The organism is Methyloceanibacter sp. wino2, assembly GCF_003071365.1.
In the GTDB taxonomy this organism is placed as follows: Bacteria; Pseudomonadota; Alphaproteobacteria; order Rhizobiales; family Methyloligellaceae; genus Methyloceanibacter.
The window spans coordinates 216,284-241,409 of the sequence record NZ_CP028960.1 but is presented as its reverse complement, the minus strand read 5'-3'; the positions used below and the strand labels follow the sequence as shown (position 1 = coordinate 241,409).

Below are 25,126 nucleotides of genomic sequence, written 5' to 3'. Positions count from 1 at the left end.
GACGTCTTCGTCATGAGCGCCCGCACGGTCGGCGAGAGGTGCGAGAGCGCTTGCCGGGAGCTGTTTGGGTGGCGCTCTGTCTGCCGCTTCTCCTTGCCGGGTGCGACGGGGGCAACGCCAAGCCGGACCAAGCCGCCAAACAGCAGGTGGAAGTCGCCACGGCGGAGTCCGCCGAGATCCCGCTCGTCGACGAGTTCGTGGGCCAGACGGCGGCGGTCAAGCTCGTTGACGTGCGCGCCAAGGTCCAAGGCTATTTGACGGAACGGCCGTTCACGGAAGGGGCTGACGTCAAAAAGGGCGACGTGCTGTTCGTGATCGACCAGCGGCCGTTTCAAGCCGAGGTGGACCAGAACAAGGCAGAGCTTGAGCAGAACCAGGGGCGGCTGGATTTCGCTAAGGAGCAGCTTACGCGATACGAGAAGCTGAAAGACGAAGGCACGGCATCGGTCCAGAAGTACGAGTCTACGCGCGCCGAAGCCATCGAGGCGGCAGGCGAATTGGCGGCCAGTCAGGCCGCGCTGCAGAACGCCAAGCTCAATCTGGATTACGCAACCGTCACGGCGCCGATCGACGGACGCGTGAGCAACACGCTTGTCAATATCGGCAACCTCGTGAGCGCGGAAGACACGCTGCTCACGACGCTCGTCCAGCTTGATCCGATCTATGTCTATTTCAGCCCGAGCGAAGAAGACTATCAGAAGATGGTGCCGTTCCAGGCAAAGGGGCCGCTGAAGGTCGCCATGGTGCTGTCGTCCGGCACGGCCTTTTCCCATGAGGGTGCCGTCGACTTCGTGGACAACCAGGTCGATCCCAATACCGGCACCATCAAGATGCGGGCGGTCATCCCCAATCCCGACAAGACCCAGCGGCCCGGTCAGTTCGTGACGGCGAAGGTCACACTCGCGGACAAGCACCGAGTCGTCCTGATCCCGGCGAAGGCCGTGGCCCAGGACGAAGGTGGGCACTACGTCTATGTGGTTGGCAAGGACGAAAAGGTAAACCGGCAGAGCGTCACGATCGGCCCCGAATACGAGTCGAGCTACGTCATCGAGAAGGGCGTCAAGCCGGGCGACCGGGTCGTCGTCACGGGCCTACAGAAGGTCCATGCCGGCGCGGAAGTCGAGATCGTGACGCCGGGAAGCAAGGCCTCCGGAAAGACGGGTGCGGACAAACAGGAGGCTCAGGCCTCTGACGGTTGAGAGGGTTGAGCATGTCTGGTCCGTAGCCGCTCGACCAGCACGTAGAAGACCGGGACCACGAACAGGCTGAGGATGGTCGCGGCGAACATGCCGCCGAACACCGCCGTGCCGAGCGAGTGCCGCGCACTTGATCCCGCACCTGTACTGAACACCAGGGGCGTCACGCCGAGGATGAAGGCGAACGCGGTCATGAGGATCGGGCGCAGCCGGATCCGTGCCGCTTCGATCGCAGCCTCTTCGATGGATAGGCCTTCGGCGCGGCGGCGGCGCGCGAACTCGACGATAAGAATGGCGTTCTTGCTCGCCAAGCCGATGAGCATGATGAGACCGATTTGGCAGTAAAGGTCGTTGCTCAGTCCACGCAGGGCCTGCGCGCCGAGAGCGCCCAGCATGGCGAGCGGCACCGCGAGGATCACGACGAACGGCATGGACCAGCTCTCGTACTGCGCGGCGAGACACAGGAAGACCATGAGGAGAGCTAGGACGAAGATGTACGGCAGAACGTTCCCGGCCTTGATCTCCTGATAGGCGTTGCCGGTCCACTCATAGCCCATGGTGTTCGGCAAGATGTCCGCCGCAACGGCTTCCATGGCCTGAATAGCTTGATTGGAGCTGTAGCCCGGTGCTTGAGAGCCGTTGATCGGCGCCGACCTGAAGAGATTGTAGTGGCTGATATTGCGGGCGCTGACCTCGGCGTTCAGGGTGACAAGCCCGTTCAAGGGGATCATGTCGCCTTTGTCGTTCCTCACATAGATCTTCGAAATGTCCGTGGTCAGCGCGCGGGCATCCTTCTCTGCCTGCAGATAGACGCGGTAGACGCGGCCGAACTTGTTGAAGTCGTTCACGTAGTAGCCGCCGAGATAAACCTGCAACGCCGTGAAGACCTCATTGAGTGAGACGCCTTGGCTGAGGACCTTGTTTCGATCGACGTCGATCCGGTAGCCGGGAGTCCGCGCGGAGAATGTCGTGAACAAGCCCTGGAGTTCGGGACGCTTGGACGCCGCGGCAATGAAGGCCTGTGTGACGCTTTCGAGTTCGGTCAACGTGCCGCCGCTATAGTCCTGGAGTTCGAACTGGAATCCTCCGGTAGCGCTGAGCCCCGGAATTGACGGCGGGTTGACCGCGTCGACCTCCGCCTCGGCGAACGTGGCGAATTTCGCGTTCAGCGTTGGAAGAATATGCGTCAGTAGCTGCTCGTCGGCGGCTTTGCGCTCGTCCCAAGGTTTGAGGATAGCGAACAGCGATGCCGTGTTGGGTGCCGAGTTCGAGTTGAGCAGGCTGAAGCCACCAAAGGCGATCACATGCGCTACACCCGGCGTCGCCATCAGGTCCTTCTCGACCTGCTCCATGACCTTTTGCGTGCGCTGGAGAGAAGTTCCTTCGGGCGTTTGCAGGAGCACGATGAAGTAGCCTTGGTCCTCCGGCGGGACGAAGCCTGTCGGCACCGTCTTGAAGAGATAGCCCGTGACAAGCAAAGCCACGAGGAACAAGCTGACGACCACCACCCAGCCCTTGATCAGGATCCCGACGAGCCGCTCGTAGCCCTGGTTGAGCCGTGCGAAGCCGTCGTCGAACCACGCAAACAGCTTGTGCTTCTTCTTGGCCTCGTTTTTCAACAGCACGGCGCACAGCGCGGGGCTCAAGGTCAGTGAGTTGAACGCGGAGATCGCGACGGCGAAGGCGATCGTCAGGGCGAACTGCTTGTAGAGCCCGCCCGTGATCCCCGGTGTGAAAGCCACGGGGACAAAGACGGCCATGAGAACCAGCGACGTTGCGACAATGGGACCCGTGACCTGCTTCATGGCCTCGTTGGCGGCCTGGTGGACCTCCATGGTCTTGCTCTCGAGGTTTCGCGCGACGTTCTCGACGACGACGATGGCGTCGTCGACGACCAGACCGACGGCAAGCACCATTCCGAACAGCGTCAGCGTGTTGATCGAGAAACCGACGGCTAGGAGCGCGGCGAGTGTTCCTATGAGGCACACCGGGATCGTCACGACCGGAATAAGCGTGGTGCGAAGCCCGTGCAGGAACATGAAGATGACGAAGACGACCAAGGCGATGGCAAAGCCGAGCGTCGTCAGCACTTCCTTGATCGACGCCCGGATGAAGCGGGTCGTGTCGTAGATGATCTCGTATTCGAGGCCTTCGGGAAACCGCTGGGACAGCCGCGCCATCTCCGCCTCGACCTCATCCGCCAGGTCGATGGCATTGGCGTCGGGAAGCTGGAAGATCCCGAAGGGCAGGGCGGGCTGGCCGTCGACATTGGCCGTCTCGTCGTAGACTTCGGCCCCCAGTTCCACGCGGCCGATGTCATTGATCCGCACGATCCGTCCGTCGGATTCGGCGCGGACGATGATGTCGCCGAACTCCTCGGCCGTCTGCAGCCGTCCCAGCGTCGACAGGGTGAACTGGAACACCTGTCCCTCCGGGGCCGGCTGTTGCCCGAGGGCGCCGGCGGCGACGACCTGGTTCTGGTCGGAAACGGCCTTGGTCACATCCTCGGCGGTCACGCCGAGGCTGGCCATCTTCTGGGGATCGAGCCAGATGCGCATGGCGAATGTGCGCTCGCCGAACATCTGCACCTCGCCGACGCCGGGGATGCGCTTCATGACGTCGAGGATGTGGATCGTGATGTAGTTGCTGATGAACAGCGTGTCGTAGCGGCCGTCGGGTGAATACAAATTCGGCGCCAGCGTGATGTCGCTCGACTGCTTCGTCACCGTGACGCCGGCCTGGACGACTTCGTCGGGCAGTTGGGACGATGCGATTTCGACGTTGTTCTGAACATCGACCGCGGCGATATCGAGATCGTACCCCGTCTCGAACGTGACCGTGATCGTCGACGTGCCGTCATCGGAACTGACCGACGACATGTAGACCATGCCTTCGACACCGTTGATCTGTTCTTCGAGAGGCGTGGTGACGCTGTCCTCGACCGCGCGGGCGTTGGCTCCCGTGAACATCGCGGACACCACAACCGTGGGCGGCGCGATGGGGGGATATTGGCCGATTGGCAGGAATGGCATGGAAACGGCGCCCAGCACGACGATCACGATCGCCAGGACGGTCGCGAAGATCGGCCGGCTGATGAAAAACGCGCTCAAGACCATGCTCCCCCGGCGCGCCGTCGGGCTGCGCCGTCACGCACCGTGGCCAACGCCTGGCCTCTGGTGATCGCCCCACGCGACCATAACGTGAGGGGCGCCGGTTATCAGATGAAAAAGTCGGGAGCCGTTCGATCGAGTTTTATGGAAATCCATAAATTGTTGGAGACGGCCAGCGATTTATGGTGAAGTTAAGCGGAACTACTGCTGCGAGTTCTCATGCACCTGGATATGTATACGATGGCGGCCGTGAGCGTCGTCATTACCTTTGTCCTCGGCGTATTGATGGTGGGCGCGGCTCTTCATCAAAAAAACGCTGAGTTGGTAGGGGAATGGGGCGGTGCCATCGCACTGGATAGTGCCGGTATACTTGCGATTGTTCTCGCATGCGAGTTCAACTCTTCTACCATACTGCTCGTTGGCTTGGAGCTGCTGGTCGTCTCAGACTCCATAAAATGGGCGGCCTCGAGACGTTTCTGCGGCCGCCGGGTTTCGATCCTGTACGCATTGATCGGCCCGATCGGGCTGCTGCTGACAGTTCCGCTGGGTCTCGGCTTGCAGGTTGCCCTTGCGTGCATCATTCGGGCGACATACGCGGTCGCCGCCGCAGGTGAGCTCAGACATGTCGAGGAAGGCCGCAAGCCTTACCAACTTCGTCCCACCACGCTCCTGTTGTTCGCGGCAGGAATAGGCTTGAGCTGGCTTCTCATCCTGGACTACCAGCCATACGCGGTAAGCGGCCTGTTCGGTTCGCCCTTCTTCCCGATGATCATTCTGGCCACGGTGCTCCTGCGCGTGGTTCTGGCTCTGGCCATCATTGGTCTGGAGACCGATCGGGACAAGTCGGTCAGCCGTTTGGCCGCGCTGACAGATCCCTTGACCGGCGCGCTCAACCGCAGGGGCTTTTTCGAGGAGGCTCAGCGAGCCATTGACTCTGCGGAGTGCGGTGGTGCGCCGGTGGCCGTCATGATGCTCGACCTGGATAATTTCAAACAGATCAACGATCGCCACGGTCATCTTGTTGGCGACCGTGTCTTGGTGCTCTTCGCATCGCTGGCCGGGAAGCTGCTGGGCCCCGATGTGCAGTTTGGGCGGTACGGCGGTGAGGAATTTGCGGCGGTCCTTACGAACACGAACGTTGCGTCTGCGCTCGATGCTGCGGAGGCTGTGCGCAGGGCCTTCTGCGACGCCGATGCAGTCGTCACCGATCGTCCGGTGAAGACGACGGTCAGCATTGGCATTGCAATTAGCGATGGGGAGACGACGTGTCTCGATGCGCTGTTGAGGCGCGCCGACAAGGCGCTGTACCGGGCGAAACAGTCCGGACGCAATTGCGTCGAATTCGCCGGCGACTGCACCACGACAGGCGGCGGTGAGCAGACCATTGCGCCTGCGGGCCGCATTCGATCGCAGTCACGGTTCTCGGCCGCCTGAAGGCAGAACGCAGATCTGCGCGCGGGACGCCCTGTGCGGGCGCGTCTGTAATTACGGAAAAGAGGTGGCTCCCCGGGCCGGACTCGAACCAGCGACCCAGCGGTTAACAGCCGCTTGCTCTACCAACTGAGCTACCGGGGATCAGGGCAGGGCGGTCAGTCGCGCGCCGTGCCGAAGCGCTAGATAGCAAAACGATGACGTGCTTTCCAGCGCTTTACGCGCCAGCGACAAACGGACCTTAGTGATAGTTGCCGCGCGCGCCGGGAGGTCTTATCTCCGGCATCGGTCCGGTTCAAGTCGAATTGGGCAATTTCTCAACCAGGTGGCTGGGCTCGCACGCACAGCCAAGAACCGGCACGTCAAAGCATGGCCCCCAAGGTCCGCATCTTCGACCATCACATTCACCTGCCGAAATCCAAGCCCATGCGAATCGGATTGGGGACGATTCTCGTTGGCGGCGGCCTGTTGGGCTTCCTGCCGGTCCTCGGCTTCTGGATGATTCCCTTGGGAGTCCTGGTTCTGTCCGTGGATCTGCCGGCCGTGCGCCGGTGGCGGCGTCAGCTCACCGTGTGGTGGAGCCGGCGCAAGGACGAGAAGCAAAATGTCGATGGAACAAAACCTTAGGCACTAGCGCCTGCAGGTTGTTGGAGGCCACGCCCGGAATCGAACCGGGGTATACGGATTTGCAGTCCGCTGCGTCACCACTCCGCCACGTGGCCATCGGGCTGGACTTTCTAGCGCAGTTATCGCGCGTGTCCAGCCTCTCTTTGGTTTGGAATACAACCCCACAACTTAATCGGAAGTAACGGCCCATGGGGCGCCGCGGTGATAGACAACACGCGCCTGTGCCGGGTCAAGTGCTTTACGCAGCGGACGAGGGCTCGCCCGCCGTCGTCGGGCGGCGAAACATGGACAAATAATGTCGGCTTACGCGACGTATGGCCACTGTTGCGTCGATCCCACAGTGCATTGAGTTTTTTGCGGAAATGGGAGTGGACAACCCGTTCCTGGGTATCTTTTGGCGCTTGGCTTGCTCTATTGTGGGACATGGCAACGGTCGGGGCTCCGTTGACCGTTGGGAGCAGGAAACAGAGTGTCTGGTTTGCAGGGTATGTGGCTGTGGTTAGGCCGCGCGGCACGGTCGTCGCGCCGCGGCATCTTTGCGCTTGGTGTTTGTCTCGTCGCGGGCACGGTGTCGATGCCCGCCGCCGCCGAGTCGTTGGAACAGGCGCTTGCCGACGCCTATCTTCTCAATCCGGTACTAAATGCCGAACGTGCGCGGTTGCGCGCGATCGATGAGCAAGTCGCACTGGCCAAGTCCGGTCTGCGTCCGACGATCACCGGTTCCGGATCGACTGCTTACAACAATCAGAACAGCAATCTGAGGGGCAGGGCGAACGTACTCTCCTCCTTCGGCGGAGGTGTCGGGTCGAGCGGTGTGACGCATCCTCATGGCTACGCCCTGACGCTCTCGCAGCTGCTGTTCGGCGGCTTTCAGAATTTGAACGCCATCCGCGAGGCCAAGTCCCTCGTGCAGGCGCAGCGGGAGACCTTGCGCCAGGTCGAGCAAACGGTGCTCCTCGATGCCGCGACTGCCTATGTGAACGTGGTTCGCGACCAGGCGGTGGTGCGCCTTCGCGAGAACGACGTGCGCGTGCTGACCGAGCAGTTGAAGGCGACGCGCGACCGATTTGATGTGGGCGAGGTCACGAGGACCGATGTGGCCCAGGCCGAAGCACGGCGGTCCGAAGCGTTGGCGACTTTGGCATCCGCTCAGGCCAACCTGAAGATCAGCCGGGCGACGTACGAGCAGGTGATCGGTCATCCGCCGGGCACCCTGATGGCGCCGCCGTCGATCCGTCATCTACTTCCGAACTCGCTCGATGAAGCCATGACCCTCGGAGACGGTGAGAATCCGGTCATCCTGACGGCCGTTTACAACGAAGAGTCATCGCTCTTCGCCGTCGAGCGGATCATGGGCGAATTGCTCCCCTCGGTCTCTCTCGAGGCCCAATACGAGAAGGCGTTCGACCAGAGCAGCACGATCAGCGATATCGAGACCACGTCCGTGACCGGGCGCCTCAGCGTCCCGCTCTATCAGGGCGGCGGCGTCTCGGCCCGAGTGCGTCAGGCGAAAGAGACCAATAACCAGTTGAAGCGCGAGGTCGAGAATGCGCGCCTTAGCGTCCATGCGGACGTCATCTCCAACTGGGGCATTCTGCAGTCGTCGGGGCCGGCGATCCGTTCCGCCGAGGCCGCCGTTGGTGCCAACAAGATCGCCCTGACGGGCGTTCGCGAGGAAGAAAAGGTCGGCCAGCGCACCACGCTGGATGTCTTGGACGCCCAGCGTGAACTCCTCAACTCCCAGATCGGCCTTGTTTCGGCGCTCCGCGACCGGGTCGTTGCCGAGTATTCGCTGTATAGCGCAATCGGCCGGATGGATGCCCAAACACTGGGACTTTCAGTGCCTTACTACGATCCGTTCGAGCACTACGAGATCATCAAGAATAAGCTCTGGGGCCTGGCGCCGCCCGAGCCGCCGCTAGCCGATAACTGAACAAATCCCCAGCCCCAACGTTAACTATAGACCTCAATGTCCGTGCCAACCGGAGACGTGGCCGTTAGCATTGTGTTAAGTTATTGATTGGGATTGGCCCTGGTGGACTTCCGCCGGGCAGTATCAGTTTGAGAGGCGGCAAGGGATTAAGTAATGAGCAGCACCGAGCGCGCTCCTGAACCGACGATGGAAGACATTCTTGCTTCCATCCGCCGGATCATCACCGACGATGACACAGGCAAGGCTCCGGCCGACAAGGCCGCTGCCCAGTCCGAAGACGAGGGGCTTGAGGGCGAAGCCGACAACCAGATCATCGACGACATTGCCCGTGTTCTGACTTCCGGCGGCGACGCACCGGCCAATGAAGACGAGGAGATCATGGATCTCACCGGCGAACTGGGCGGTCTGGAGCTTATCGAGGAGGAGCCCGAAGAGCTTCCTGAGGCAGTCGAGGTTGTCGATACGACACCCGAGTTCGTGGATTCGATTGAGGACAGCGAGGAACTCCTGGCGCTGGACGATGCCCAGGCCGACGTTCTCGAGCCCGATCTCCTCGAGCCCGATGTCCCTGAAGCGGCCGTCGAGATTGTCGAGACGGTAGAGGTATTCGAAACGGTCGAAATCGCCGAGTTGGCCGAGCCCGAGGAAATGGAGCTTCCGGTGGAAGAGACGGCTGCGCCCGAAATGCCGCCGATGGCGCCGCCGCCGCTCCCGGAGCCTGTTGCCGAAGCAGTCCCCGAGGCCCCCAAATTGTCGGCCAGCGAGGAGGCCGCGACCGCGCTTGAGCGCGCCATTGCGGCACTCAAGGCCGGACAGTCTCCGACGCCGGCCCCGGCGCCCATGCCGAGTTTCACTGCCCCGGCGCCAGCCGAACCGGAAGCCGAAGAGCCGACGACCGGTGTTATCCCGCTTCCCACCGACATTCCGATGGCCGTTCCGATGGAAACGCCGGAACCGGATACGGAGACGCACCTCGATCCCGACGTTGATTCCGTTTTGGAAATGGCGGAGGACGCGGCCGAAGAGGAACTGCCTGCCGAGGACGAGTTTGTCCTGATGGACGCCGAATCCGAGGTCACGATGGTTCTCGAAGAGGCAGAGCCCGAGCAGGAGACGGAGAGTGCGCCGTTCTGGCCGCCTCAGGATGCCGAGCCGGTAGAGCCCGCTCCGGCGCCGGTCTTCGCGCCGACCGTCGCGGAAATTGCGCAGGAAACTGTCGCGGTGGCCACCAACGGCGCCGTCCCGCACGGGACGCCTGGGGGCAAGTCCTTGGAGGACAGCATCAAAGAGATGCTTCGTCCGATGCTGCGCGAGTGGCTCAACGAGAACATGCCGCGCATGATCCGTGAGGAACTGGACTCCGACGCGCTGCAACGCGGACAGGACTGATCCGCGTCCAAACCTGGGCAGACCGTCGCGTCGGCACAGACGATCATTGACAGCATGGAAGCAGCGGTCGTAGGACCCGCAGGCGCAGTTTTTCGCCCGGCACCACGGTGCCGGGCGGTTCTTTAGAACCTTACGTAGCCAGGCGTCCACGACTATCCATGCTCGACAAGACATACCAACCGAAGAATTTTGAAGGCCCCGTTTACGAAGCGTGGGAGCGCGCGCGCGCATTCGCCGCAGGCCGCGGCGATCGCGAAGACGCGCGGCCGTTCGCAGTCGTCATTCCGCCCCGAACGTCACGGGGTCGCTGCATATGGGGCACGCCCTCAACAACACGCTGCAGGATGTTCTGGTCCGGTTCGAGCGTATGCGCGGGCGCGACGTCCTGTGGCAGCCCGGGACCGACCACGCCGGCATCGCCACGCAGATGGTCGTCGAGCGCCAGCTCATGGAGCGGCAGGAACCCAATCGGCGGACCTTGGGCCGCGAGAAGTTCATCGAGCGCATCTGGCAGTGGAAGGAAGAGTCCGGCAACACGATCATCGGCCAGCTCAAGCGGCTCGGCTGCTCGTGCGACTGGTCGCGCCAGCGCTTCACCATGGACGAGGGCCTGTCCAAGGCCGTTCGCAAGGTCTTCGTGGAACTGCACGCCGCCGGGCTGATCTACAAAGACAAGCGCCTGGTGAACTGGGACCCGCAGCTGCTGACGGCGATCTCCGATCTCGAGGTCGAGCAGGTCGAGAGCAAGGGCCATTTGTGGCATTTGCGCTACCCGATCGAAGGCATGACCTTCGATCCGGAAGACCCATCGACCTTCATCGTCGTCGCCACGACCCGTCCCGAAACCATGCTGGGCGATACCGCCGTCGCGGTCCATCCGGACGACGAACGCTACAAGCACCTCGTCGGCAAGAACGTCATCCTGCCGGTGGTGGGGCGCCGCATCCCGATCGTTGCGGACGAGTATTCGGATCCGGAGAAGGGCTCGGGCGCCGTGAAGATCACGCCGGCGCACGACTTCAACGACTTCGAGGTCGGCAAGCGCCACGGTCTGCCCATGATCAACGTCCTGAGCAAGGACGCGCGTCTCGATATCGGTCCGGAGACCGACTTCATGCTCGGCGTCGAGATGACGCCCCAGCTCGAAACCAAGGTTCTCGAGTGGAACGGCGTGTTCCGGTTCGCCGCGCGGACCATGATCGTCGAGTGCATGGAGAACCACGACTATCTCGAGAAGATCGAGCCTCACGTCCACGCGGTACCGCATGGCGACCGCTCCGGCGCAGTCATCGAACCCTTCCTGACCGATCAGTGGTATGTGGACGCGGCGACGCTCGCCAAGCCCGCCATCGAGGCGGTCCGCAGTGGTCGCACGACCTTCGCGCCTAAGAACTGGGAGTCGACCTACTTCCATTGGATGGAGAACATCCAGCCCTGGTGCATCTCGCGTCAGCTCTGGTGGGGGCACCAGATCCCCGCGTGGTACGGCCCGGACGGCGAAGTCTTCGTTGCCGAAAACGAATCTGCCGCCAAGGCCTTGGCGAAGGCGCATTACGGCAAGGATGAAGTTCTGACGCGGGACGAAGACGTGCTGGACACGTGGTTCTCCTCGGCGCTGTGGCCTTTCTCGACCCTTGGCTGGCCGGACAAGACGCCGGAACTCTCGCGCTATTACCCGACCGACGTCCTCGTCACGGGCTTCGACATCATCTTCTTCTGGATCGCCCGGATGATGATGATGGGCCTGCATTTCATGGACGAGGTGCCGTTCCGAGACATCTACATCCATGCGCTGGTCCGCGACGCCAAGGGCCAGAAGATGTCGAAGTCCAAGGGGAACGTGATCGATCCCCTGGAGCTTATCGACGCCTATGGCGCCGACGCGCTGCGATTCACGTTGGCGGCCATGGCGGCGCAAGGGCGCGACATCAAGCTTTCCAGCGGCCGGGTCGAAGGCTATCGCAACTTCGCGACCAAGCTCTGGAATGCGTCCCGCTTCGCCATGATGAACGACTGCATTCCGGTCGAGGGCTTCGATCCCAAGAGCGCGCAAAGCACGCTGAACCGTTGGATCGCGGGTGAGATGGAACGCGCGGTGTCGGCCGTCACGGAGGCGCTCGAGGGCTTCCGCTTCAACGAAGCCGCCGGGGCGATCTATCACTTCATCTGGCACATCTACTGCGATTGGTATCTCGAGCTCATCAAGCCTGTTCTTGTCGGCGACGACGAGGCGGCCAAGGCCGAGACCCGCGCGATGGCGGCCTACGTACTCGACAAGGCGCTGCAGTTGCTGCACCCGTTCATGCCGTTCGTCACCGAAGAGCTGTGGGAGAAGCGCGCCGCCGAGGGAACCTCGCGGGACAGCCTTTTGATGCTCACCGAGTGGCCGACCCACCAGGGCCTTCAGAACGCCGCCGCCGACGAGGAGATCGGATGGGTGATCCGGCTCGTCACCGATGTCCGGTCGGTCCGGGCGGAAATGAACGTTCCGGCGGGCGCCAAGGTCCCGCTGGTCATCACTGGGGCCGACGACAAGACCAAGGCCCGCATTGCCGCCCATCTCGAAACCGTGTCGCGGCTGGCCCGGATCGAGAGCATCGATTTTGCCGATACACCGCCCGCAGGGTCGGTCCAGATCGTTCTGGACGAAGCCACGATCGCCCTACCGCTGGAGGGGGTCATCGACATCGATGCCGAGGCAGATCGGCTGAAGCGCGAGATCGACAAGGTCGGTGCGGAAATCACGCAAATCGACGCCAAGCTCGCCAACGATAAATTTGTGTCCCGCGCGCCACAGCACGTGGTCGAGGAGCAACGCGAGCGGCGGGCGGATGCCGAGGCCACGGCCAGCAAGCTGACCCAGGCCCTCAAACGGCTGGAAGCGGCCCTTTAGCGGCAAAATAAAGGCCCTGCGGTCATTATTGGGGCCTTTTCAAGCGATGGTCAGGCGCTCGTTTCAGGCGTCTGACGCCGCTCGCAATGCCGTGTGACATCGAATATCGTCGACTGTAACTGAAATACAACAGAGAGAAGGCCAAACGCCTCGTTTGCGCCATAAAACTTTGTGAAATCGAAACCAGTACAGAGGACAATGGGTCCGTTGGGCACTCGCGAAAATAATGCGAGGCAGACAGACCAGGGAGAGACTGGCTGACACGCTGGGCTAAGACGGAATACCGTCAGCGCTGCCGTCGTTAGCTGGCAGTGAGTAATGGACGCCAAGACTTTCGATAAATCACGTTTGCCGAGCCGGCACGTGACCGAAGGGCCTTCGCGGGCTCCACATCGCTCCTACTACTATGCGATGGGGCTGACGCGCGGCCAGATTCATCAGCCATTCGTTGGTGTCGCCACCTGCTGGAACGAGGCCGCTCCGTGCAACATCGCCCTGATGCGTCAGGCTCAGGCGGTCAAGCAGGGCGTTGCCGCCCACAACGGCACGCCGCGTGAGTTCTGCACCATCACCGTGACCGACGGCATCGCCATGGGCCACCAGGGCATGAAGTCCTCGCTGCCTTCGCGCGAAGTGATCGCCGACAGTGTCGAACTGACCATGCGCGGGCATTGCTACGACGCGCTTGTCGGCCTCGCGGGTTGTGACAAGTCGCTGCCCGGCATGATGATGTCGATGTGCCGGCTCAACGTGCCCTCGATCTTCATCTATGGCGGGTCGATCCTGCCGGGCACCTTCAAGGGACGCCCCGTCACGGTCCAGGATCTGTTCGAAGCCGTCGGCCAGGTGTCGGTCGGCAATATGTCGCTCGAGGATCTGGACGAGTTGGAGCAGGTCGCGTGCCCGTCGGCGGGTGCCTGCGGCGCTCAGTTCACCGCGAATACCATGGCGACCGTTTCCGAAGCGATCGGCCTTGCCTTGCCGTACTCGGCCGGAGCGCCGGCGCCTTACGAGATCCGCGACCGCTTCTGCATGGCCGCGGGCGAGAAGATCATGGACCTCATCGCGCTCAACATTCGTCCGCGCGATATCGTCACCCGGAAGTCCTTGGAGAATGCCGCAGCCGTTGTCGCCGCTTCGGGCGGTTCGACGAACGCGGCGCTGCATCTTCCGGCCATCGCGCACGAATGCGGAATCGAGTTCGACCTCTTTGATGTCGCCGAGATTTTCAAGAAGACGCCGTACATCGCCGATCTGAAGCCGGGCGGCAAATATGTGGCCAAGGACATGTTCGAAGCCGGCGGCGTGCCGCTGCTCATGAAGACGCTTCTGGACAACGGCTATCTGCATGGCGACTGCATCACCGTCACGGGTCGGACGATCGCCGAAAATCTTTCCAAGGTCGAATGGAACCCAGACCAGGATGTCGTGCGTTCTGCTGATAACCCGATCACACCGACAGGCGGCGTGGTGGGGCTCAGGGGATCGCTGGCACCCGACGGGGCCATCGTCAAAGTCGCAGGTTTGAAGAACCTGAAATTCCGTGGGCCCGCTCGCTGCTTCGATAGCGAGGAAGAGGCATTTTCGGCCGTGAGTGCGAAGAAGTACAAGGAAGGCGAAGTCCTCATCATTCGCTACGAGGGTCCCAAAGGCGGCCCTGGTATGCGCGAGATGTTGTCGACCACCGCCGCGTTGTATGGCCAAGGGATGGGCGACAAGGTCGCGTTGATCACGGACGGCCGGTTCTCGGGCGCCACGCGCGGCTTCTGCATTGGCCACGTGGGCCCTGAGGCGGCCGTGTGCGGTCCTATCGGCTTGGTGCGCGACGGCGACATGATCACGCTCGATGCCGAGGAAGGTATCATCGACCTCGAAGTCAGCGAGGAAGAGCTGGCCGAGCGCGCCAAGGATTGGACGCCGCCATCCCCGAATTTCGAGAGCGGCTGCATCTGGAAATATTCGCAGCTCGTCGGCGCGGCACGCGAAGGCGCGGTGACCCATCCGGGCGCCGCGGCGGAAGGGAAGTGCTATGCCGATATTTAGCGCATCCCAACTCGGCAGCGCGCTCGCGGCCTTCATCGTCCTGACGCCGGCCGGTGTCGGCAGCACCGATACGCCGCCGCCCTTTACGTCGGCGACGGAAGCCTATCGGCAGGGCGTCACGGCCCTCAATACGGGCCGCACGGAATCGGCGCTGCCCGCGCTTGAATATGCGGCCGGGCATGGCGTACTCGGCGCGCAGCTCAAGCTGGCGCGGATCTATGCCGAGGACGGTGCCGTCCCGAAGGATGACTCCAAGGCGTTCCGCTACTATCAGCGCATTGCCGATCAGTATGCGGACGTTCCGGCTTCCAGCCCGATCGCTCGCTATGTTGGCGAGGCCTTCTGCGCTCTCGGACAGTACTACGTCGAAGGGATTGCGGAGCTGCCGCTGCAGGCCGATCCGGCCTACGGCGCCGGATTGCTGCGCCATGCGGGCGCCTATTTCGGCGACGCCGAAGCGCAATACCGCCTTGGGCGGCTCTATCTGACAGGCACGGGCGTCGAGAAGAATCCGAGCATTGCGGCCAACTGGCTGACCATGGCGGCGCGCAAGCAGCACGCCAGCGCACAGGCGCTGCTGGGCGAGATGCTTTGGAGCGGCGAGGGTGTCGGGCAGCGTCAGGCGCAAGGTCTCGCGCTACTCATGCTTGCCCAAGAGAATACCCGCAAGACCCGTGACGAAGCGAGTTGGATCGCCGACACTTACGACCGGACCATCGCGATTGCGGATCGCGTCACGGTGCGTGAAGCCGAAGCGATGCTGCCCCGTCTAGGGGGCGGTCAGCGCACGGCCACGGCCGCCGACGTGCCGGCCGCACCGTCGGCGATGCGCGCCGGGACGATCTTGCGGCGGCCTGAGTTGTCCGCTCGTAGCGAACCGCGGCTCGGCCCCGTCGATCTTGGACCGCCTCCGCCGATGGGAATGTCGGTTGGCTTCGGCGCCCCCAGCACGAGCATGGGCGGGCTGCAGTAGCAGGCGAACCTCGACGGCATACGGCGCACATTGGAGCGCCCTAGACCGCCAACTCCATCACCACCGGTACATGATCCGACGGCTTCTCCCAGCCACGCGGTTCGCTGTCGATATCGCACGACACGAGCTTGTCGGCGGCCTGCGGCGACAAGAGCAGATGGTCGATGCGAATGCCATGGTTCTTTTGCCAGGCGCCTGCCTGATAATCCAGAAGGTGAATTGGTGTGGCTCGTCGTGGCAGGCGCGGAAGGCGTCCGTCAGGCCGAGATTGAGCAGGCTCTGGAACTGCGCTCGCGACTCCGGCCGGAAAAGGGCATCGTTCACCCAGGCGGCGGGGTCGTAGACGTCCTCGGGTGTCGGGATGACGTTGTAGTCGCCCGCCACGACGAACGGCTCTTCGTAGGTGAGGAGCTCCTTGACCCGGGCTTTGAGTCTCTCCATCCAGGACAGCTTGTAGGGAAATTTGTCGGAGTCGATCGGATTGCCGTTCGGCAGATAGATGTTCACGACGCGCACGACGCCTGACGGAACCGAGACGACACCCTCGATGTAGCGGGCCTGCACATCGTCGTCATCGCCGGGCAGGCCGCGGATCACCTCGTCGAACGGGATCTTCGAGAGGAGCGCCACGCCGTTAAAGCCCTTCTGGCCGTGGACGGCGACGTTGTAGCCGAGCTCCTCGAAGACTTCGGCCGGGAAGCCCTCATCGACGCTCTTGATTTCTTGGAAACAGGCGATGTCGGGCGAAGCCGATGCGAGCCACGTCTTCACCGTCTCGAGACGGGCCTTGATACCGTTGATGTTCCAGGTCGCGATCTTCATGCATCCACATAGCCATGGCCGGTTGCACGGGGCAACCACGCGAATTCAAAGCTGGGGATGATTTGCGCTAGACGGAGAAGCTGGTGCCGCACCCGCAAGAGGCGGTCGCGTTGGGATTGCTGATCTTGAACTGGGCGCCGATCAGCTCGTCGATGAAATCGATCTCGGAGCCTGCAATGAAGGGCACCGAGGTGGGGTCGATGGCGACCGTGGCCCCATCGCGCTCGATCAGCATGTCGTCGGGCGCGGCGCCTTTGATCAGTTCAAAGCGGTATTGAAAACCGGAGCAGCCGCCACCCTCGACGCTGACGCGGAACATCTCCGCGTTATCGTCCTCGTTGACGAGTTCTACGATGCGCTTGGCGGCGCTCGAGCTAATGGTGATAGACGGCTCGGTCATCTTCAGATAGCCACTCCTCTATGCATTAATGATGGGAATGGCAGGCGGCGTTGTCAATCGACGAACCGGGCAACAAAGCGGCTCTGCGGCAGGGAGCCGCAGCAGACAAAGGGCTGCCTGAACGGGCTGCGCCCGCGCCCTATGGCGAACTTGCCCCTTACGCCCAAGATGTGAGCAAAAGCCGGGGGCGCCGGCTTGCCGAAGCGCCGAGCGCGACGCGCCGGCCTTACGCGCGCGACCGCGACCGCATCCTGCACTCGACCGCATTTCGCCGCCTGAACCACAAGACACAGGTCTTCATCTACCATGAGGGCGATCACTACCGTTCGCGGCTCACCCATAGTCTCGAGGTCTCCCAGATCGCGCGCAGCATCGCGCGGGCGCTACGCGTCGACGAGGATCTGACCGAGGCTGTCGCGCTCGCGCACGATCTCGGCCATCCGCCGTTTGGACATGCAGGCGAGCGGGCACTTGACGCGGCCATCGCCGATGCGGGCGGGTTCGACCACAACGCCCAATCCTTGCGCGTGGTGACCAAACTCGAACACATCTATGGCGGTTTCGACGGCCTGAACCTGACCTGGGAGACGCTCGAAGGGCTCGTGAAGCACAACGGTCCGCTGCGCGGGGAAGGGAAGCCTATCCCCGAGCCCATCCTGGACTATTGCGCCATGCATGACCTGGAACTCGACACTTACTCGTCGATCGAGGCCCAGATCGCCGCGCTTGCCGATGACATCGCCTATAACGCCCACGACATAGACGACGGCTATCGGGCGGATTGTTTCACCTTCGCCGATCTTGCCGGCATTCCCTTGGCGCGACGCCATCTGGAGGCGCTGGACGCCACCTATCCGGATATCGAGCCGGCGCGCCGCCTGTACGAGCTGAAGCGGCGTCTGATCACGGCGATGGTTAACGACCTGCTCGAAGAGACCCTGCGGCGTATTGCCGAGCTGCCCGTCCAGAGCGCGGACGGCGTCCGGGGCGCGAAACGCGTGACCGTGGCGTTCTCGGGAGGGATGCGGGACGAGCTAAAGCAGCTCCACGAATTCCTGTTCGATCGGGTGTACCGCCATCCCCGGGTCATGCGGGTCATGGGCGCGGCAGAGGACATCGTCGTGGAGCTGTTCAACCGCTATACGCACGATCCGGGCGCGTTGCCGCCCGAATGGCGCGAAGCCGCGCGCGGGGACGACCCTCGCGCCACGGCCCGTCATGTGGCCGACTTCATCGCCGGGCAAACAGACCGCTATGCCATCGCCGAACACCGCCGTTTGTTTGACGAGACACCGGATTTGCGATAGTCGCGCGCCCACGCATGATCCGGAAAAGTGGGCACCGGTTTTCCGATAGGATCATGCGCAAAAGAGTTCTTCCGGAGCATTCATGGACGTATTTTCTGGGTTTCACGGCCACGTTTTGGCGGCCGTTCAGCAGTTGAAGCACGATGGCATTGTGCCGAAGGACGCCAATGTCGACGGCATAACCTTGGAGGCCCCCAAGGATACTGGCCATGGCGATCTTGCGACTAATGCGGCCATGGTGCTGGCGAAGCCCGCGAAGCTTCCGCCGCGCACGCTGGCCGAGCGGATTGTCCCCTTGCTGGCCTCGGACCCCTTCATCGAGAAGGTCGAGATCGCCGGACCTGGCTTCATCAATCTCACGCTGAAGCAAAGTTTCTGGCCGAGCGTCTGCCGCATGGTGCTGGAGCAGGGCGATGCGTTCGGCCGCAGCGCCATCGGCAAGAGCGAGGCGATCAACGTCGAGTACGTGTCCGCCAATCCGACCGGCCCCATGCATGTGGGCCATTGCCGCGGCGCCGTGTTCGGCGACGCGCTCGCCAATCTTCTGGCCTTTGCGGGCTACGACGTGACGCGCGAGTACTACGTCAACGATGCGGGGGCGCAGGTGGACGTGCTCGCGCGGTCGGCGTTCCTGCGCTACCGCGAGGCGCTCGGCGAGGACATCGGGGAAATTCCCGAGGGTCTTTACCCCGGCGACTATCTGAAGCCCGTAGGCGAGAAGCTGGCGAGCAATCACGGCCGCGACCTGCTCGATATGCCGGAAGCCGAATGGCTCCCGGTCGTGCGGAACCTCGCGCTGACAGCCATGCTCGGCATGATCGAGGACGATCTGGCCCAGCTCGACATCCGCCACGACGTGTTTTTCTCCGAGCGCTCGATGACGGAGGGCAAGGACGAAGTGGGCGAGACGATCGCCGATCTGACGTCGAAAGGGCTTGTCTACGAGGGCCGCTTGCCGCCGCCCAAGGGCAAGGTGGACGAGGATTGGGAAGACCGGCTCCAGCTTCTATTCCGCGCGAGCGACTTCGGCGACGATCAGGACCGGCCCCTGGTGAAGGCCGATGGGGCGTACACGTATTTTGCCGCCGACATAGCCTATCACTACGACAAGTTCAGACGCGGCTTTAAGTCGATGATCGACGTTTGGGGGGCCGATCACAGCGGTCACATCAAGCGCATGCGGTCGGCGCTCCAGGCGCTGACCGACGGCCAGGCCGATCTCGACGTCAAGATATGCCAGCTCGTGCGGCTGTTCCGGGCCGGCGAGCCCGTCAAAATGTCCAAGCGGGCAGGGACGTTCGTGACATTGCGGGACGTCGTGGACGAGGTCGGGGCAGGCCCGGTCCGGTTCATGATGCTCTACCGGAAAAACGATGCCCCGCTCGATTTCGACTTCGCGAAAGTCACCGAGCAGTCGCGGGATAACCCGGTTTTCTACGTCCAATACGCCCATGCCCGCGCAAGTTCGGTCCAACGGAATGTTGCCGAGGCATTTCCGGACCTTGCGCTGGAGGGAGAACAATTAGCCTCAGCCGACCTCGATCGGTTGACGGACGAGGGCGATCTTGCGCTCATTCGTCGTATCGCCCAGTTCCCCCGGATCGTGGAAGCTGCCGCCGATGCCCATGAGCCGCATCGGATCGCGTTCTATCTTTACGATCTTGCCGGGGACTTCCATGGTCTCTGGAACAGAGGCAAAGACTTGCCACAATTACGTTTTATTCACCAAACTGACCGAGAGTTAACACGTACCCGTGTTGCGCTTGTGGTAGCCACACAGCGGGTCTTGGCGTTGGGTTTGGGGATCCTCGGCGTTCACGCTTTGCAAGAATTGCATTAGCGTAGCTCGAGAGCGCGGGGTGGTTCGAGGGAAGTAACCATGTCCACGCAAGATAGTGGGTTTAGCCGCCGAAATGGCGGAACTTCCGCATTCGATTCAAACTGGACCGAGGGTGTTAACGCCCGAGGGCAGAACGCGACAAGCACGTCTGGGGTTCCATCGTGGGGGACAGACCAGGCAAACACCGGAAAGAGTGAGGTACCTTCTATGGTTCAAGGAGCCGGCCGGCCAGGTCAGCCAAATCCCGGACAGACGTCCATTTTCGGAAATGGTGGCCCTTCGTTTGCGCAGATGCCGTCCTTCACGCCGGTGACGCGTGGCGCTCCGCAGCCTGCGGCACCCGCTCAGCCCGCGCAGCAGCCCGCTCCCGCAGCCTTCAGCCCTCCGCCCCAGACATTCGCCGACCCGGCGCAGCAGCAGCCTCGCGCGCCCCAGCCTCAAGCCCCGCAGCCCCAAGCTTATGCAGGCGCTCAGCCGCATCATCCGCAGGCCCAGCCTCAGCCTCAGGCCTATTCCGCACCGACGGCCCCGCAGACCAGCGCGCCGTCGAGGGAGCTCCCGGATTTCGGTTCCACTGATCCCGGTTTCCCGGATTCCATTTTTGGCGACGTGAATCTTGGCGTCGGCGCCGAGCAGGATGCTATGGCGGATGCCGGCTTCCCCGAAGAGGACGCCGCGTTCCCGGAACTCGCGACACCCGCTCCTTCGCATTCGCCTGCAGGTCAGGCATCCGGCCATCAGCCGGCGCCGTCGGCATTCGATGCGGGCCGGCATCAGCCTGAGGCCTATCAGCCCGAAGCTTATTCCACGCAGCATCCCGGCGCCTATGCGCCGCAGCAGCCCGAAGCCTATGCGCAGCCGATGCCGGGCGCTGACGATGCCGCCATGTATGCGCAGTACGGGCATCAGCAGGATGCCGGGTACGGCCAGGAAGCGTCCTACGGTCAAGAGGCCTCATACGGTCAGGAGACGCCTTACGGCCATGTGCCGCCGGCCGATCCCAGCCGCCAGCTGCAGACGCTCGATCCCTATTACGGCCAGACGCCCCACATTCCGCTCGGCGATCCGGGCGCCGGCATGCCGGGCGGCCACCAGGAATTTTTTGACGATAGCGGCGATGCGGACTTCATGGACGCGAGCATTGCCGCGTCCCAGACGGGCCTCAAATCCAAGGTCATGGGAACGCTCAAGGGCCGCAGCACCGTCATGGTCGCCAGCGCGCTACTTGGTGCGATCGCCCTCGGCGGCGCGCTTGCCTACGCTTACAAGCAGAGCGGCGGCGCTATCGGCAGCGGTGACGCGCCGATCGTGACGGCCGACGCGTCGCCCGTGAAAGCTGCCCCGGACGCCCCGGGCGGCAAAGAGTTCCCGCACAAGAACAAGCTGATCTACGACCGCCTGACGAATGGCGCGACGCCCGAGGGCGAGCGTCTTGTACCGCGCCAGGAAGACGTAGCCGTTCCGGCCCTGCCGCCGGCAACCGCGACGGCCGGTCTGCCGTCTCCGGTCGCCACGGCCGGTCCTGCCGGCGACACGGGCGCCCCGCGTAAGGTTCAGACGATGGTCGTCAATCCGGACGGGTCGGTCGAGGCCCCCGCCGCCGCGGCAGCAGCCAATCAGGCTGCCGCTCAGGCCAACGGCATGATGGCGCAGCCGAACATGATGCCGGTTCCGTCTATCCAGCAGCCGGGAGCCGCGCCGCAGCAGATGGCTGCCGCGGCGCCTGCAGCCCCAACGCCGGCCGCAGCGTCCTCTTATGTGGTTCAGCTTGGCTCCACCAAGAGCCAGACCGATGCCTTGGCGAACTTTGCCGACGCGCAGCAGAAATATCCGAGCCTCCTCGGCAGCTATCAGCCGCTCGTCCGCAAGACCGACCTCGGTCCGAAGGGCACGTGGTATCGGCTTCAGGTCGGGCCTCTCGCCGACAAGGATGCCGCCTACCGGCTTTGCGGCCAGCTGAAGGCCAAGGGCCATGGCGATTGCCTGGTGATGGCGCAGTAGGACACCCACAGACTGCTTGACCGTGACACGTCCTGGGGCTAGCCCCGGAGCATGGCATTCAAAGCTTTCATCTCGGGGTGCGCGACCACGGCCCTGACGGCCGCCGAGCGCGATCTCTTCGCGGCGGAACGCCCCTGCGGTCTCATTCTGTTCAGACGGAATGTCGAAAACCCTGGCCAGGTCCAGGCACTCGTCGCCGACTTCAAGGAGGCGGTCGGGACGGAGGACGTCCTCGTTCTGATCGATCAGGAGGGCGGGCGAGTCCAGCGCCTGCGGCCGCCATATTGGCGGGAGATGCCGCCCGCACAGGTCTTCGGCGATCTCTGTGCGAAAGACGAACTTGCGGGACGCCGTGCGGCTTTTGCGGCGGCGCGCTTGATGGCGGCGGAACTCCACGACTTAGGCATCAACGTGGACTGCACGCCCTGCATCGACGTGCGCCATCCGGGCGCCCACGACATCATTGGCGACAGAGCCTTTTCCACAGATCCGCAGACCGTCGCGGTTTTGGGCCGGGCCGTCATGAACGGCATGCTTGCCGGCGGTGTCTTGCCGGTCATCAAGCATGTGCCAGGCCACGGACGGGCTTTAGCCGACAGCCATAAGTCACTGCCCCATATAGATGTTTCGCGCGAGGAACTGGAGGCCGTGGACTTCCTGCCGTTCCGGGAACTGCAGGACGCCCCCTTGGCCATGACCGCCCATGTCCTGTTGCCCGCCTATGACGAGCGGAACCCCGCGACGCTGTCTCCGGCTATAATGAAGGAAGTGATTCGCGATCAATTGGGACTTACCGGTTTGATCATGACCGACGACATCTGCATGAAGGCGCTCTCGGGTACGCCCGGAGAGCTGACCCATGCGGTGATCGAAGCCGGATGCGACGTGGCGCTCCACTGCAGCGGCAAGTTCGATGAGATGGTCGATGTTGCCGGTGCGGCACCGGAGCTCGCCGGAGAGTCGCTCGAGCGGTTCGAGAATGCGTTCGCGTGCCTATACGACCCGGAACCCTTCGACGAAGCCGAGGCGATGGCCCTGGTGAACGAAGCCGCCGCGATACGCGTTGCAGAAGTGGGTGCCGATCCGACGGAGCAGGTATGACCGAAGACGGCGAGAAGGATCAGATGGAAGGGCCCGGCGGTGGACCGGAAGAGACGCATCCGGCCGTTGCCGCCGATGCTGCCAACTGGGAATTCGCCGAGCAGGACACGGACGAGGACGAGAAGCTCCGCGTGGACGTGGAGGGCTTCGAGGGGCCGCTCGACCTGCTTCTGGCCATGGCGCGCACGCAGAAAGTGGACATCGCCAAGATTTCCGTTCTCGATCTCGCCCGGCAATATCTCGAATTCATCGAGGAGGCCAAACGCCTGCGTCTCGAACTGGCTGCGGACTATCTGGTGATGGCCGCGTGGCTGACGTTCCTGAAGTCCAAACTGCTTCTCCCGCCTGAGCCGTCGAACGAGGACGAACTTTCGGGCGAGGAACTCGCGGCGATGCTCGCCTTCCGGCTGCAGCGCCTCGACGCGATGCGGGATAAGGCCGCGCAGTTGATGACCCGCAAGCGCCTTGGCCGGGATGTGTTTCCGCGCGGCGAGCCCGAGCCTATCCGCGTGACGCGCACCAGCGTCTACGACGCCAATGTCTACGACCTCCTGAAGGCCTACGCACAGCAGCGCCAGCGGAACGCGGTGCGGACGCTGCATATGGAGAAGCGGACGGTCTGGTCTTTGAAGGAAGCGCGCGACGAACTGGAACGTCTCCTAGGTATGGCCTGCGACTGGGCGCCGCTCGATCAGATCCTGGCGGAATTCCTGGTCGAGCCTGAAATCAGGCGCACGGCGCTCGCATCGAGTTTTACGGCGACCCTCGAGATGACACGCGAGGGGGCGCTGGAAATCCGCCAGGCAAAGTCGTTTGCACCGCTCCTGGTGCGCCGGCGGGGCGAAGCAGGTTAGGGAACGGCGGATCGGTGCCGTTCGGTTGAGTTGGTCAAGTCTGAGTAGCGAGGGTTAGCGTCGACGGAATTCAAAATCGCGAAGGGGTGCGCTATGTCGAAGCCCAAATTGTCGCCATCGAAGTCTTCTCGGATCAAGCGGGAGGGCTCACGGCCAATTGCCGCGAAGCAGGCGTCACCCACGCTCGCGGAGGTCCTGAACGGGCTTTCGGATTTCGCGCACACCCTTGGCGAGAGCGAAGCGACGCTCCAGCAATTCGACGAGGTTTTGAAAACGGTGGGGGCAGATCCCACGAATGTGTCGCACTTGGAGGCGAAAAAGACGGTGATAACAAAAGGCGCGGGGGCGCAAATGTCTGCAAAGCAAGCGGAAAGGGTAACTGACGTGACGGCGGAAAGGGATGAGCAGGGCGCGGATGCGCCGATGCTGCCGCTGCCGTCCAACGTGATGGCGCTGCCGTCGGCCGATCGGCGGGAGAAGCTGCGCATCATGGAGGCCCTTCTGTTCGCGGCCAAGGAGCCCCTGAAAGAGAAGGAACTGGCTCTCCACTTTGGAGCCGAAGAGGACGTTCAGGCGCTCCTGGAAGAACTCCAGGGCCTCTATGCGGGGCGGGGCGTCAATCTCGTTCGCGTGGCCGGCAAGTGGGCCTTCCGGACGGCCGACGACCTTTCCTATCTCCTGGAACGCCAGGCCGTGGCGCAGCGGCGTCTGTCGCGCGCGGCGCTGGAGACCTTGGCGATCATCGCCTACCACCAGCCCGTCACGCGGGCCGAAATCGAAGAAATTCGCGGCGTCTCGACGTCCAAGGGCACGCTGGACGTGCTCCTGGAGACCGGGTGGGTCAAGCTCAGGGGGCGCCGGCGCGCGCCGGGCCGGCCTGTGACCTACGGCACTACTGACGACTTCCTGGAGCATTTCGGCTTCGAGCAGATCCAAGACCTTCCGGGACTACGGGAGCTCAAAGGAGCAGGCCTTCTGGATTCGAACCTGCCGCCTGGATTTTCGATGCCGAGCCCCGACGATGCCGCCGAACTGCGTGAGGACGAGGATCCGCTCGAGGACGAGGAGGGCGAGGAGCCGCTCGGCGTCAACGACGACGACGTTCTCGCAGAGGACGAACCCGCCGAGACCGAGACGCAGAACGACTAGGCGACGCTTGTCCGTGACGCCGCAGCGCTGCATTGAAGCGTTGCCTATCGGCCTTCC

Annotated in this window: 15 protein-coding genes, 2 tRNA genes and 2 pseudogenes; 14 read left to right on the top strand and 5 right to left on the bottom strand. The window is 63.0% G+C overall.

All coding sequences use genetic code 11. From position 1 onward, the window contains the following. Positions 1–50 precede the first annotated feature (50 nt). On the top strand, positions 51–1,199 hold the full coding sequence (locus DCY11_RS01180) for an efflux RND transporter periplasmic adaptor subunit (protein ID WP_159079718.1): 1,149 nt from the start codon (positions 51–53) through the stop codon (positions 1,197–1,199). Here DCY11_RS01180 and DCY11_RS01175 read toward each other — a convergent pair. Continuing rightward, complete coding sequence (locus DCY11_RS01175; protein WP_174202127.1) at positions 1,181–4,306, bottom strand: efflux RND transporter permease subunit; 3,126 nt, start codon at positions 4,304–4,306, stop codon at positions 1,181–1,183. The genes DCY11_RS01180 and DCY11_RS01175 overlap by 19 nt on opposite strands. A 240-nt stretch (positions 4,307–4,546) precedes the next feature. On the opposite strand from DCY11_RS01175, the gene DCY11_RS01170 reads away from it, so the two are divergent. Next, positions 4,547–5,740 carry a GGDEF domain-containing protein gene (locus tag DCY11_RS01170; protein ID WP_159079717.1) on the top strand — a complete coding sequence of 398 codons (1,194 nt, stop codon included), beginning with the start codon at positions 4,547–4,549 and terminating at the stop codon, positions 5,738–5,740. Between the two features lie 65 nt (positions 5,741–5,805). Here the strand turns inward: DCY11_RS01170 and DCY11_RS01165 are convergent. After that, a tRNA-Asn gene (locus DCY11_RS01165) sits at positions 5,806–5,881 on the bottom strand. A gap of 225 nt (positions 5,882–6,106) precedes the next feature. Here DCY11_RS01165 and DCY11_RS01160 point away from each other — a divergent pair. After that, a complete protein-coding gene (locus tag DCY11_RS01160; RefSeq protein WP_245409412.1) occupies positions 6,107–6,364 on the top strand; it encodes a hypothetical protein in 258 nt (85 codons plus the stop codon). 21 nt (positions 6,365–6,385) lie between these two features. Here DCY11_RS01160 and DCY11_RS01155 read toward each other — a convergent pair. Next, positions 6,386–6,459, bottom strand: a tRNA-Cys gene (locus DCY11_RS01155). A 374-nt stretch (positions 6,460–6,833) separates the two neighbouring features. On the opposite strand from DCY11_RS01155, the gene DCY11_RS01150 reads away from it, so the two are divergent. From DCY11_RS01150 to DCY11_RS01130, 5 genes and pseudogenes are all read left to right on the top strand, one after another. After that, the gene (locus DCY11_RS01150) at positions 6,834–8,297 is read left to right on the top strand and encodes a TolC family outer membrane protein (RefSeq protein ID WP_245409411.1); all 1,464 of its coding nucleotides are present in this window, start codon (positions 6,834–6,836) and stop codon (positions 8,295–8,297) included. 153 nt (positions 8,298–8,450) lie between these two features. Further along, positions 8,451–9,686 (top strand): DUF2497 domain-containing protein, encoded by a 1,236-nt coding sequence (locus DCY11_RS01145; protein WP_108680775.1) that lies wholly within the window; start codon positions 8,451–8,453, stop codon positions 9,684–9,686. Between the two features lie 158 nt (positions 9,687–9,844). Beyond that, positions 9,845–12,579, top strand: a pseudogene (locus DCY11_RS01140) (valine--tRNA ligase). A gap of 318 nt (positions 12,580–12,897) precedes the next feature. Then, positions 12,898–14,622, top strand: coding sequence for a dihydroxy-acid dehydratase (ilvD, locus tag DCY11_RS01135; protein ID WP_108680773.1), 1,725 nt, complete (start codon positions 12,898–12,900; stop codon positions 14,620–14,622). Then, positions 14,609–15,595, top strand: a complete 987-nt coding sequence (locus DCY11_RS01130; RefSeq protein WP_108680771.1) for a tetratricopeptide repeat protein — start codon at positions 14,609–14,611, stop codon at positions 15,593–15,595. Before ilvD ends, DCY11_RS01130 begins: the two co-directional genes overlap by 14 nt. 40 nt (positions 15,596–15,635) lie before the next feature. Here DCY11_RS01130 and xth read toward each other — a convergent pair. Then, positions 15,636–16,417: pseudogene (xth, locus tag DCY11_RS01125) on the bottom strand (exodeoxyribonuclease III). A 67-nt stretch (positions 16,418–16,484) separates the two neighbouring features. Then, positions 16,485–16,817 (bottom strand): iron-sulfur cluster insertion protein ErpA, encoded by a 333-nt coding sequence (erpA, locus tag DCY11_RS01120; RefSeq protein ID WP_108680769.1) that lies wholly within the window; start codon positions 16,815–16,817, stop codon positions 16,485–16,487. A gap of 113 nt (positions 16,818–16,930) precedes the next feature. On the opposite strand from erpA, the gene DCY11_RS01115 reads away from it, so the two are divergent. The 6 genes from DCY11_RS01115 (at position 16,931) to scpB (ending at position 25,069) form a co-directional block, all read left to right on the top strand. Next, a complete protein-coding gene (locus DCY11_RS01115) occupies positions 16,931–18,124 on the top strand; it encodes a deoxyguanosinetriphosphate triphosphohydrolase (RefSeq protein ID WP_108683612.1) in 1,194 nt (397 codons plus the stop codon). A gap of 82 nt (positions 18,125–18,206) precedes the next feature. Beyond that, positions 18,207–19,964, top strand: a complete 1,758-nt coding sequence (gene argS, locus DCY11_RS01110) for an arginine--tRNA ligase (protein WP_108680767.1) — start codon at positions 18,207–18,209, stop codon at positions 19,962–19,964. Positions 19,965–20,255: 291 nt separating this feature from the next. Further along, entirely contained in the window at positions 20,256–21,965 is a 1,710-nt protein-coding gene (locus DCY11_RS01105) for an SPOR domain-containing protein (protein ID WP_159079716.1), read from the top strand. A gap of 51 nt (positions 21,966–22,016) precedes the next feature. Then, positions 22,017–23,066, top strand: coding sequence for a beta-N-acetylhexosaminidase (nagZ, locus tag DCY11_RS01100; protein WP_108680763.1), 1,050 nt, complete (start codon positions 22,017–22,019; stop codon positions 23,064–23,066). Continuing rightward, the gene (locus tag DCY11_RS01095; RefSeq protein WP_245409410.1) at positions 23,063–23,920 is read left to right on the top strand and encodes a ScpA family protein; all 858 of its coding nucleotides are present in this window, start codon (positions 23,063–23,065) and stop codon (positions 23,918–23,920) included. Before nagZ ends, DCY11_RS01095 begins: the two co-directional genes overlap by 4 nt. A gap of 423 nt (positions 23,921–24,343) precedes the next feature. Beyond that, positions 24,344–25,069, top strand: a complete 726-nt coding sequence (gene scpB / locus DCY11_RS01090; protein WP_108683610.1) for an SMC-Scp complex subunit ScpB — start codon at positions 24,344–24,346, stop codon at positions 25,067–25,069. Positions 25,070–25,126: the final 57 nt, after the last annotated feature.